Origin of the sequence: Colwellia sp. MB3u-4, assembly GCF_014077065.1 — a bacterium.
Classification (GTDB): domain Bacteria; phylum Pseudomonadota; class Gammaproteobacteria; order Enterobacterales; family Alteromonadaceae; genus Cognaticolwellia.
This window is the reverse complement of record NZ_JACGVE010000037.1, coordinates 1-12,960: the sequence shown is the minus strand read 5'-3', so window position 1 is coordinate 12,960 and position 12,960 is coordinate 1. Positions and strand designations below refer to the sequence as shown.

Genomic DNA, 12,960 nt, shown 5'->3' with positions numbered 1-12,960 from the left:
TGTAACACCAGTTTCATACGAAGTGACACTAAATTCGAATGAAGGGGCGTAAAATAGTAGTATTTGTTAAGTGCTTAAAAATCAGATATTAAAAAAGGAATAACATGAAAAACATATTTGTTAAGTTTACTGACAGCTCTGTTAGTTTGGTGAAAAATTGGCTTCCTGATCCATTTGTTTTTGCCGTTATATTAACATTTGTTGTGTTTATTGCCGCTATACCTCTTACACAAAGCTCTCCTATGGATTTGGTCACAGCTTGGTATGGAGGTTTTTGGTCTATTTTGTCATTCGCAATGCAGATGGCACTGGTGCTGGTCACTGGCACCATATTAGCAACAACAGATGTTTTTAAAAAATATTTATCTAAACTCGCTGGATTTTCAAAAACACCAGGACAAGCAATACTTCTGGTCAGTTTTGTTGCATTAGTTGCCAGTTTTATTAACTGGGGCTTTGGTTTAGTTATTGGGGCAATTTTTGCGAGAGAAGTCGCTCATAAAGTAAAAGGAGTTCATTATCCATTATTAATCGCTTCTGCCTACGTTGGTTTTTTGATTTGGCATGCAGGTTTTTCAGGCTCTATTCCATTAACGATTGCCTCATCTACTGGTCTAGCAGAAATAACAAATGGGGCATTAACACAAGCTATTCCAACAAGCGAAACCATATTTTCGTCATATAATTTAATTATTGTCGCCATACTTGTGCTTACATTACCTTTTATTCTAAAGTTTATGCATCCTTCAAAAGAAAATACCATTGAAGTGGATACCCGCTTATTTGAAGCTGAAATAGTGGAAACATTAGATAAAAATAATATGACGCCAGCGCAAAAACTTGAAAATTCTAAATGGATAAATAGAGCACTGGGTGTTTTAGGATATAGTTTTATTTTCTCTTATTTTATCGAAAATGGATTTGCTCTAAATTTGAATATAATTAATTTTATCTTCTTATTTACTGCCATTATTTTACATGGCACCCCGATTAAAGTAGTACGTGCAGTGGCTGATGCGTCAAAAAATGTCGGTGGTATTTTACTACAATTCCCTTTTTATGCTGGAATAATGGGACTGATGAAATTTATGGGTCCAGATGGTGTTTCACTTGCTGGATATATTTCACAAGGTTTTGTTAATATCTCTACAGTAAATACTTTTCCTTTATTTACTTTTTTAAGTGCAGGAGTTGTGAACTTTTTCGTCCCCTCGGGTGGCGGACAGTGGGTTGTTCAAGCACCTATTATGATGCCAGCAGCCATTGAACTTGGCGTAGATACGGCCAGAACGGCAATGGCAATTGCCTGGGGAGATGCTTGGACAAACATGATACAACCATTTTGGGCTTTACCATTATTGGGAATTGCTAAACTTGGAGCAAGAGATATTATGGGCTATTGTTTAGTTATACTTGTCTATTCTGGCATTGTTATATCATTAGGATTAGTTTTTTTATAGTTTTTTATAAAGGGACTCTATAAATCGTTTCAAATTCAAAATTCAGAATTAAGTCACCTGATGTAATATATGTTACATGAGGTGACTGTATTAATCATAATATCAACCAACAGTGGCTCAAAACATATGCTAGTAGGTAATTTATTATTAGTTCTTGTCATATTATCAGCTAGCGTGCAGAACGCCTTTGCCACGACAAATGTTGACCCTATTATGGATAAGCTACGGAAAATCGATGCCAACGTACTATTGATGCGCCATGCTATTGCTCCGGGTTTTGGTGATCCCGCTAATTTTGTTATTAACCAATGCAATACACAGAGAAATCTGGATGCCGTTGGTCGAAGTCAAGCTATCTCATTAGGGCAGAAGTTAAAGCAGTCGGCTATAGTGATTGATAAAATTTATTCAAGCTATTGGTGTCGTTGCCTGGAAACAGCCAAACTTTTACAACTTGGCGAAGTTGAAAGATTTGCTGGTCTTAACTCATTTTTTGAAGGGCACGCTGATCGCAATGAAACACTTAAGTTGCTGCAAGAAAAGCTTGCAGCGCTCAGCCAAAATAGTCTTACACTAATGGTCACGCATCAAGTGGTCATCCAGGCTGTATCTGGAATTGGGGTCTCGTCCGGCGAGATTGTTGCCTACAACACACGAACACGCAAGGCGGTTCGAGTCGCGATTGAATGACGGTCTACATGCGTTAACAATATTTTCAATATCTATCAACACAAGGTTTATCTTCAATAATCAACAGGGTCAGAAACGTTAAAGTAGTGCGTTAACAACGTTCAACACTATGACAGCCCTTTGTCGACGAAAATTCCATCTACTGATCTTCACCGCTTAGTCTTGTATTCGTTATATTTTTCCAGGCAAAAATTTCATTGATTGGCTGTGGTTTGCCAATGTGGTATCCCTGGGCAAAATCAATACCTATATCTTTTAATAACATCAATATATCGGCATTTTCAACAAACTCAGCAATAGTGACTTTTCCGGTTAAATGCGCAATTTCATTAATACTACGAACCATCGCACAATCAACTCTGTCGTTTGCCATATCTTTCACAAACTGTCCGTCAATTTTCAAATAATCAACCGCAAGTTTTTTAAGATAAGCCATTGATGACATACCACTGCCAAAATCATCGAGGGATATTTTCGCACCGCGCTGATGCAGCATAGTAATAAACTCAGTGGCGATATCCAGGTTATCGATTGCTGCTGTTTCAGTAATTTCGAATGAAATTTTTTGTACCGGTACCTGAGCGTGATCCAATGCCTCGAGCAAAAAGTGATGAAAATCACGATCACCAACCGACTTTCCAGATAAGTTTACGGCGATTATATTAATTTTATCCAACTCATGAGCATAGGTTTTCATCCACTCTAAGACTCGATTTACTAGCCAACGATCGATTTGCCCAGCTAAGCCAAATCGTTCAGCGGAAGCCATAAATAACGCAGGCGAGACCAGACTTCCATCGGTATCACGTAAGCGCAATAGCACTTCAAAATGTAGTCCTTGTTCTGCTTGTTGATCAAGTGCCATGATGGGTTGGGCAAAAAGTTCAAAGCGATTTTCATTAATGGCTTGTTGCAAGCGAGAAGCCCACTGCATCTGATCTCGCAGCTCCATTACCGTTAAATCTGTATCTGAATATATTTGTACACGACCGCCACCTTGATGTTTCGCAGCTAAACAGGCGCTAACGGCAGCCAGTTGCACTGCCTGGGCATTTTCCCATTTCCCATCGAAAGCTACTAGGCCTATGCTGGCGCTGACGTGAACAAATTTACCTTTGTGATAAAAACGAATGTTCGCAATTTTGTCACAAGCCTGTTGTGCTATTCGTTGAGCCGCTTTGAGATCATAGCCCTCAAGTAAAAGAGAAAATTCATCCCCCCCGGTTCGCGCCACCAGATCTTTGTCACACACGTTTAGAGTAAGTATCGCCGAAATTTCTTTTAATAGTGTGTTGCCAGCAGAATGTCCGCAGCTGTCATTGACTATCTTAAACTGATCCAAATCGATGGAACACAATACATGTGCAACACCAGTAGAAATTGATGAATCAAACATTTCAAGTAATTTACGATCAAATTCTCTGCGGTTCGCCAGTCCAGTCAAATGATCATGACTGGCACGATGATGATCCACTTCCTCCTTCAGTCTTTTTTGGCCGGTTACATCACGAAAAACCATAACGACACCCGTTATTACATCACCAAGAGTAAAAATCGGTGCTGCAGAGCATTCCAGCGAATACTCACTTCCATCCTTACTGAGCAACACTGTGTCGCGAGTCAGCCCAACAATGGCACCATCGTCCAAAACATGGGCAATAGGGCTTTTTGCCACCAGCCGAGTATGTTGATTAATGATGTTAAACACCCTAGTTACGGGTTGACCTATGGCATCGGCCAATTTCCAGCCAGTTAATTGCTCTGCAATGGGGTTGATGTATTCGACCACTTGGCGCTCATTGGTGGTAATAACCGCATCGCCGATGGAACTTAGCGTCACTCGCGAGCGTTCAAATTCGTTGGACAACGAAAGTTCTAACGCTTTTCGCTCGGTAATATCGTTAATATAACCATGCCATATTGTACTGCCATCGGCGCGGGCTTCAGGGGTGGCATTACCCTCCAGCCAGCGGATGCCCGCTTTGGGTAAAATCACACGATATTGTTGATGCCATACAGTGAGGTTTTTGGCAGAATCCACCATGTCTTGTTTGAGCACCTCTACATCATCCAAGTGAATGCGTTTAAACGCTAAATCTGCGTCTTTTTTTAACTGTAGCGGGCTTAACTCATAGATATCACGTATTCCCTCACTCGTGTAAGGAAAGCAGGTACTCCCGTCGGCAAAAAGCTGAAATTGATAAAGGGAACCGGGCACTTGTTCGGTTGCTTTTTTTATATTAAACAACTCATCTTCCAGACGTTTACGTTCGTTCATAGCCATGACCACACATTCAGTATAGGCACTCCCCTGAACTTCTCGTCGCACGGCATTAAAAATGACCGGGATTTCGATCCCTTTTGCGCCAGCCAGAGACATGGAAATCTCTTCAATATGTCCCTGAAGATGCAATATTGGCATCACTTGCAGATGAAACTGCAAACGGTTGGATGATGTCAGCATTACATCCAAATTTTTACCCACTAAGTCTTGTATCGTAAGGTTAAGCATAGTGGCTAAGGTTTGATTAACCGTCATTACCCTTAAGCTGTCATCAAAGGTAAACAAGCCGCAGGGTGCCTCCATAAGATTAAATTTTGATATATCCACTCTAAATATTCACTCTTTAGTTCTGCTTTACGTGACTGGCAAGGTATTCTTTGATCAATTCGATGGTTTCAAACGGATGACTCATATGAGGACTGTGTCCGGTCGCTTTCATCTGTTGCAAATGACTATTAAGCAAATGTTGATGTAAATAATCGCCTACGACATTCGGTGCAACTAAATCGTTCTGACACTGAAGGATCAAACAGGGCTTGTCAAAACCAACCAGATCAGAACGGTTATCCGCCAAAAAAGTTGCTTTGGCAAAACGCTTAGCTATGGCGGGATCCATGGCACAAAAACTGTCTTCCAGTTCTTGTGCTAATTCTGGTTGATCGGGGTTATTTACAACAATACCGGCGAGATGAGCTGCCCAACCTGGTTGATTGCGATCGATTGTATCGAGCAAACCTTCAATGTCGGCCTGTTCAAAGCCGCCGATGTAATCGGGTCGGTCGTTCAAATAGCGTGGGGTTGGGCAAATCATGATCAACGTTGAGATTCTATGGGGAATTTCGATTGCAGCTAACAAGCTAATCATACTGCTGACCGAATGCCCTACCAAGATCGCATCTTGCAAATCAAGTGCTGTAAAAATTTCGACAATATCTTTGGCATAACCGGCCAAACTTGAATAACGCAGAGGATCATAAGCATCAGCATTAGACAAACCTACGCCGACATAGTCAAATAATACCACCCTATATTCATCTTCAAAGGACGGACTGACTCTCCGCCACATAGATTGATCACAACCATAGCCATGGGCAAAAACGATTGTTTTAGCGCCTTTACCGTATACTCTGACATTGTTCCTATTGATGATATTCATAGTGGTTTTTATCTCATGGTTGAAAGGAGCATAAACATCTATTTTTCAAATCGTTGGTCTATAAGCTACATAAAAAATCAAGTGCGAAGGGTATTTTTTTTGCTAAAATATATTGTGGTAAGTTGACGTGGTTTTGCCATCCCGTGTGTGGGGGCTATGTATATAAAAATTATAGCGCAAATAACTTAAACACCAAACAACCACAATATTTATTTTAAAAATACTACAGGGTGTATAGGTAAAATAAAACGTTATTTTTCATAAGTTAATAAAAAATATGATTCTTCATGCTTTCCATCTTGTCAGTGTCTGGACTAAAAGTACAAAACATTTTTATTGTTGGTGACCACAAATGGGGATTATCGTCTTATCAATGCACGATGATGAATTGTATGCAGCAATAATATTAAATTGTGCTGCGCTAGGTTATATCAATAAACAAGACTCAGTTCAAAAATTACTATTAACATACAGATGGTGACCGACAGATAGCTACAGGTTTTGAAGCAATTGGTCAAGGCATCACAACATATTCTTGCACTGCGTATTAATGTTATTACTTTACAGTAGCACAACCACCACGACTCGCGGGAAACCGAACTCATTCGTTTCGTATATAGTAACAATTTAACCCATGACACCTGGCCATTTTGCGTTATCCTAGGCGGCAGAATTTTCATCATGAAGTCAGAGCATCAGATGTTTAAATTTTTTTAATCATTGACCCAAGCATTACCAGAAGAAGAACCCACCCAACCAACCACCTAACACCTTATATGCCTTTTGCCGCCATTATACCCGCGGATTTGCTTTGCCATTAATTATCATGTCGGTACTTACGGCGGTACTCGCTATCTTAGATTAGTCTCAAAGCTAAAAGCGATATCAACAGAACAAGCCGATGCACGTTCAAACATGACCGGCCGCATTGTTGACAGTTATAGCAATATATCAACAGTAAAACTATTCTCACATACCAGCCAAGAAGCTGACTACGCTCAAGACAGTATGATGCGTTTTTTAACAACCGTTTATGGCCAAATGCGCTTGGTCACTGTCATTAATGTCTTGGTACAAATCATCAAATCGCTTGCTTGCCAACTCTCGGCACCGCGTGATAATAACGCCGGCAAAACGAAATAAGGCTAAACAAGCATTGGCTACAGGGCGGTGGGAACACGGGCACAAAAACACCAGCCGATGATCTGGGCACAAAGACTTAAACGGGTTTTGGGATAGAAATAGAAACCTGTGAGCAATGCGGTGGTGCGGTTAAGGCTATAGCGAGCATTCGCTGTGCAAAGGGTTAGACACAGTGATGTGTCTAATGAAAATCTGTTGGTGATCGAAAAGATACTCAGTCAGCTGAAGACAAAAAATGACGAAGTCGTCGAATTATTACCGCCAAAAAGTAAAGCACAGCCTTAGATAAGTCTGTTTGAATAAAAGCTGTTCATGAACATAAACAATATTCAGTGCTGGTTTTGACAACAGCAGAAAGTGTTTACTTTGAATTCTGAATTATGTAAAAACCCTTGAGTAATAGACTGAAATAACCGACGTTCACTCCCTCAAGAAGATAAAATAGATGTCAAGATGGAAAATATCAGACATCATGTATTTTGATTGTATGAAAAATGACGTTTTATTTTGCCTATACACGTAAGTTTGTAATTATGGGGGCGACACCGGACACCCCGCAGATGAAATAGTTTATAGCTTAAACAGCCAATAACTTGTTCGCTAATGCTGCTATATCTACGCTAGCTTGTTGTAAACTTGCTACTTTTGTTGGCATACTTAAACCTTCGGCATAAATAAATTCAACATCGGAAATGCCGATAAAAGCTAGTATGTCTTTAAGGTATTGGCTTTGGGTATCTTTTGGTGTGCCAACATACATTCCGCCTCGGGCGGCGACAATGATAGCTTTTTTTCCTTCGAGCAAACCGACAGGGCCCTGTTCTGTATATTTGAAGGTAATACCAGCTCTGGCTATGCGATCAATCCATACTTTAAAGCTTGATGGAATACCAAAATTATACATGGGCATACCAATAATAATCATATCACTGGCTTGTAGTTCTTCAACCAGAATATCTGAAGTACTTGCTAGCTGTATTTGCTCTTCATTGCGTTCGTTAATTGGTGTCATCCAAGCGAGCATTTCTTGTTGGCTTAAATGAGGCAATGCTTGTTTGGCTAAATCTCGTTCAATAATATTAACTTTAGATTTTGCCTCTAGCGTTGATAAAAGTTCTTTTGCTAATATTGTTGAATTGCCTTGTTCACCGTTTAACGATGAATTAATTAATAAAATATTTTTCATAATTAAAAACCTACCTAGAGAAATAAAACTAAAGTTGAAAATGTAGCCGTAAGTATTAGTTAATTTTGAGTAAAGTAAAATTATTAAAATACGCACATTTCATTCTATTAAATAGAATGTTTCTAGCCTTTGTTAATAATATTAGCTGTAAAGTTATACGGTTAAAAAACCAAGAAATAGTTTTATTTTAATAAATATTGTTATATTTAAACGAATATAGGTTATTTTATGCAAGATAGACGTTGAAATAATCTCACTGACGCAAATGACTTATTGATAACTCGTTAACGAAAGTCATTAGAATAGGGTGAAAAGGTGTCAGGTGGAAGGCTGTTTGCTTAACAGAATTAGAAAATGAAAAAGTTAAAAAGTTAAAAAATTAAAATAAAAAAGGAAATCGTCAATGTTAAGAATTTCGTTAGAGCAATGGCGGATGTTTCGCTCTGTTGTAGAGTTTGGCGGCTTTAACCAAGCTTCACAAGGTGTACATAAAAGTCAGTCGAGTATCCACAGTGCGGTTGGAAAAATAGAAGAGTCTTTAGAAATTAAGCTGTTCAAAATTGTAGGTCGAAAAACGCTATTAACTGAAGTGGGCGAGTTAATGTTAAGGCGGGCAAACTTTTTACTTGATGAAGCAGCAAAAATAGAAGCTGTCGGTCAAACCTTAGGGCAAGGAACGGAAAGTAAGTTAAGAATTGCTGTTGATGAGATCTTCCCCCAATCGGTACTCTATCAAGTGCTGGAAAATGTCTCGATGCAATACCCGATGCTGCAAATTGAATTGATTGAATCTGTGCTCAACGGCGCGAGTGAACTGCTAGAAAATACTGAGGTTGATATCGCTATATCACCTATTACCTTGCGTGATGGTTTTAGTGAGTCTTTGTGTTACATCGAATTTATTGCGGTTGCCAGCCCTGAGCATGCGCTACATGCACTTGATCGCGAGTTAACGCTAGAAGATCTTAAAGGCCATCGCCAAATCGTTGTCCGAGATTCTGCACTTGCCACTAAAAAAGATGAAGGCTGGCTGGGGGCAAATCAGCGCTGGACAGTAAGCCATAAACAAACATCTATTGACATGATTTGTAAGGGGTTGGGCTTTGCATGGCTACCAGGTACTTCGATAAAAAAACAACTTGAAGCGGTTCAGCTAAAACCGTTGCGATTAAGCCATAGTAGTAAACGCTCATCACAACTTCATTTGATTTTTAAAGATGTTGATAGCCTTGGCCCTGCGGCAAGACATTTTTTAGCCGAGCTAAGGTTGCAATGTATGAAATTACCAAGCCCGTTAGCATGCGAATATTAAATAGATTTCAAGCAAGCGAGTTGAGAAATTATCCTGCTGAGGCGGCTAATACTGCTGGATAACATTCATGTCGGCATCCAAATCGAACATGCGGCGTAATTACATCACAATATTGTGTAAGCACTTAATATCATTGGTATCAAGCAAGTAAATACTCACATCAAGTTGAGGTTTATTCGCATTCGCAGAAATGTAACACAATCATTTCACACCATTATTGAAAACGTTTGAGCGTAGCGCCCCGAAATACCATCAATGACCTCCATATTGTCGACTTGACGAAAGGCATGAAAGCCAGCATTTTGACCAGTTAAGAGGGGGCCGAGAGGCTAATGTTAAGGTGATTAGTTTTATGTTAGTACTGACTTAGTTTTCTTTATGAGGTTGAGTAACATCCGTTGAGCATCGACTCTTTTGGCGTAATAAACTCGGTGTTAATGTTCGCTATTGGTCTATTTCATCTCTATCATCTTCAAGATTTTTAATCGTAAAACTGAACCATTTTCTCTTCACTGCGTTTTAATATTATTACTTTACAGCCACACAACAACCATGACTCGCGGGAAACTGAACTCATTCGTTTCGTATATAGTAACAATTTAACCCATGACATGTGGCCATTTTACGTTATCCTAGGCGGCAGAATTATCATCATGAAGTCAGAGCATTAGATGTTTAAATTTTTTGAATCATTGACCCAAGCATTACCAGAAGAAGAACCCACACAACCACCTAACACCTTATATGCCTTTTGCCGCCATTATACCCGCGGATTTGGTTTACCATTAATTATCATGTCGGTACTTACGGCGGTACTCGCTATCTTAGAAGTGTCGCTGTTTGGTTTTATGGGCCAATTAGTGGATTTGTTAGTGACCAAAGATCCGCAAACATTGTGGCAAGATGAAGGCACAACATTTATCGCTATGTCGGTGATGGTGTTAGTGGTCATTCCTGTAATTGTCTGGTTACATTCCTCTATCGTGCATCAAACGCTTTTGGGTAACTACCCCATGGCCATTCGCTGGCAAGCGCATCGTTATTTACTCAAGCAGAGTGTGTCATTCTATCAAGATGACTTTGCTGGCCGAATTGCCACAAAGGTTATGCAAACCTCGCTTGCCGTGCGTGAAACGGTGATGAAGTTACTGGATGTACTTATGTATATTTTAGTGTATTTCACTTCTATGCTGGTCATGATTGCCGCTGCTGATGTGCGTTTAATGTTACCCATGCTCGCGTGGCTCGTGGCATACGTATTGATCCAATGGAAATTAGTCCCCAAGCTAAAAGCGATATCAACAGAACAAGCCGATGCGCGTTCAAACATGACCGGCCGTATTGTTGACAGTTATAGCAATATATCAACGGTAAAACTATTCTCACATACCAGCCAAGAAGCTGACTACGCTCAAGACAGTATGATGCGTTTTTTAACAACCGTTTATGGCCAAATGCGCTTGGTCACTGTCATTAATGTCTTGGTACAAATCATCAATTATCTTTTAGCATTTACCATTACCGCTGTGTCTATTTGGTTATGGGCTGACAGTGCGATTACTGTCGGTGCTATTGCCATTGCGGTCAGTTTAGCATTACGCCTAAACGGCATGTCACAATGGATCATGTGGGAAATTAGTTCACTGTTTGAAAATATAGGCACTGTGATAGATGGGATGAATACTCTGTCTAAACCCATTGCCATCCAAGACAAACCCGACGCCAAAGACATTGTTGTTAATCAGGGCAAAATAGAATTTAATCAGGTTTGTTTTCATTATGGCGAAAAAGCGGGCGTCATTGAACAACTAAACCTGAATATTAAAGCGGGTGAAAAAGTGGGTCTTGTCGGGCGTTCTGGTGCAGGCAAGTCGACTTTAGTAAACTTATTAATGCGTTTTTATGACGTTGAAAAAGGTCAAATACTTATTGATAATCAACCTATAACCGATATTACTCAAGATTCATTACGGGCAAATATTGGTATGGTGACTCAGGATACATCCTTGTTGCACCGTTCGATCCGTGAAAATATCCTTTACGGCGACCCAGATGCAAGTGATGAGCAATTAATGGCGGCAATCACTCAAGCACAAGCGGCTGGCTTTATTGAAAGTTTATCCGATCCCTTTGGTAATAAAGGGCTTGATGCTCAAGTCGGCGAACGTGGGGTAAAACTATCAGGTGGCCAACGTCAACGGATTGCCATTGCACGTGTGTTATTGAAAAATGCCCCTATTTTGTTATTAGATGAGGCCACTTCAGCATTAGATTCTGAAGTTGAAGCGGCGATACAAGAGTCATTGTACGAATTAATGGAGGGCAAAACGGTGATAGCCATAGCTCATCGACTCTCGACCATTGCGGCCATGGATAGACTCATCGTATTAGATCAAGGTCGTATTGTTGAACAAGGCACCCATCAAGAGCTCATTAATGCCAGTGGGATCTATGCGCAACTGTGGGCTCACCAAACGGGTGGTTTTTTGGGATTAGATTAAAGCCAAATAGATAAGCTTCAAATTAACGTCTGCTAACGAATGCCACTCACACAATGAGTGGCATTTTCATTACTGTTTATCGAGATAACTGAATCTAACTTAAGTGCCTATGTTAGAGACTTATCAAAGTTAGAGACTCATCAAATCGCTTGCTTGCGAACTCTCGGCACCGCGTGATAATAACGCCGGCAAAACGAAATAAGACTAAACAAGTATTGCCTACAGGGCGTTGGGAACAAGGGCAAAAAAACACCAGTCGATGACCTGGGCACAAAGACTTAAACGGGTTTTGGGATAAAAATAGAAACCTGTGAGCAATGTTGTGGTGCGATTAAGGCTATAGCGAGCATTGAAAAATCGCCAGGAAAGACGATTTGCACAGCGAATGCTGCCCAAAGGATTAGACACAGGGATGTGTCTAATGAACATCTGTTGTTGATCCAAAAGATACTCAGTCAGCTGAAGACAAAAAATGACGAAGTCCTCGAATTATTGCCACCACAAAGTAGATCACCACCTCAGATAAGTCTGTTTGAATAAAAGCATTTCATCATCATAAACAATATTCAGTGCTGGTTTTCACAACAGCAGAAAGTGCTTACTTTGAATTCTGAATTATGTGAAAACCCTTGAGTAATAGACTGAAATAACTGACGTTAACTCCCTCAAAAAGATAAAATAGATGTCAAGCTGGAAAATATGAGGCATCATATATTTTGATTTTATGAAGAATAATGTTTTATTTTACCTATACTTCTTTATTTTACTATTTGGAAAAATTTTCTGATTAATAAGAATAGCGAGTAAAATAATGCCTGAGCCAATGCTTAATTGAACAATGTCGTCATCACGATTCCAAATTAAAACATTCACCAGAATTCCTGTGGGTATGAGTAGATTATTCATTACAGCTAGGGTTCCAATATTTTAAAGCGTTTCCCACTAACACATGGCCATTGTGCATGTCTTGCAAGACTTACTAAAGGTGGATTTGGGTTGAATTTTTATCTTCTTGATTAGCAAACTGCCAAAAATTTAGCCCCACAGTACTAACATAAGCGTTATTTGCTATCAGTGACACTCAGGCTTAAAGAAAGCAATTACTGTTTCAGCGTACTTAGTGGTAACCAATTTAAAAAATAGCATTCAAAGTCTTACTACATTATATTATCGAATTAAAAATTAAAAATTAAAAATTAAAAATTAAAAATTAAAAATTAGAGAATTA

At 39.6% G+C, this 12,960-nt stretch carries 7 protein-coding genes and 2 pseudogenes; 5 read left to right on the top strand and 4 right to left on the bottom strand.

The window, feature by feature from the left end:
- Positions 1–113 precede the first annotated feature (113 nt).
- Positions 114–1,460, top strand: coding sequence for a short-chain fatty acid transporter (locus H4J61_RS00475; protein WP_404852050.1), 1,347 nt, complete (start codon positions 114–116; stop codon positions 1,458–1,460).
- Positions 1,461–1,541: 81 nt separating this feature from the next.
- On the top strand, positions 1,542–2,150 hold the full coding sequence (locus H4J61_RS00470; protein WP_310650012.1) for a histidine phosphatase family protein: 609 nt from the start codon (positions 1,542–1,544) through the stop codon (positions 2,148–2,150).
- A 139-nt stretch (positions 2,151–2,289) separates the two neighbouring features.
- On the opposite strand, the gene H4J61_RS00465 is transcribed toward H4J61_RS00470, so the two are convergent.
- Complete coding sequence (locus H4J61_RS00465) at positions 2,290–4,761, bottom strand: EAL domain-containing protein (protein WP_310650011.1); 2,472 nt, start codon at positions 4,759–4,761, stop codon at positions 2,290–2,292.
- A gap of 16 nt (positions 4,762–4,777) precedes the next feature.
- Complete coding sequence (locus H4J61_RS00460) at positions 4,778–5,590, bottom strand: alpha/beta fold hydrolase (RefSeq protein WP_182182701.1); 813 nt, start codon at positions 5,588–5,590, stop codon at positions 4,778–4,780.
- A gap of 864 nt (positions 5,591–6,454) precedes the next feature.
- On the opposite strand from H4J61_RS00460, the pseudogene H4J61_RS18105 reads away from it, so the two are divergent.
- Positions 6,455–6,682: pseudogene (locus H4J61_RS18105) on the top strand (ABC transporter ATP-binding protein); the annotation flags it as partial.
- 628 nt (positions 6,683–7,310) lie between these two features.
- Here the strand turns inward: H4J61_RS18105 and H4J61_RS00450 are convergent.
- A complete protein-coding gene (locus H4J61_RS00450) occupies positions 7,311–7,919 on the bottom strand; it encodes an FMN-dependent NADH-azoreductase (protein ID WP_182182698.1) in 609 nt (202 codons plus the stop codon).
- Between the two features lie 403 nt (positions 7,920–8,322).
- Between H4J61_RS00450 and H4J61_RS00445 the strand changes: the two genes are divergently transcribed.
- A complete protein-coding gene (locus tag H4J61_RS00445; RefSeq protein ID WP_182182696.1) occupies positions 8,323–9,231 on the top strand; it encodes a LysR family transcriptional regulator in 909 nt (302 codons plus the stop codon).
- Positions 9,232–9,902: 671 nt separating this feature from the next.
- On the top strand, positions 9,903–11,732 hold the full coding sequence (locus tag H4J61_RS00440) for an ABC transporter ATP-binding protein (RefSeq protein WP_182182694.1): 1,830 nt from the start codon (positions 9,903–9,905) through the stop codon (positions 11,730–11,732).
- 744 nt (positions 11,733–12,476) lie between these two features.
- Here the strand turns inward: H4J61_RS00440 and H4J61_RS00435 are convergent.
- A pseudogene (locus H4J61_RS00435) lies at positions 12,477–12,659 on the bottom strand (EamA family transporter); the annotation flags it as partial.
- Positions 12,660–12,960: the final 301 nt, after the last annotated feature.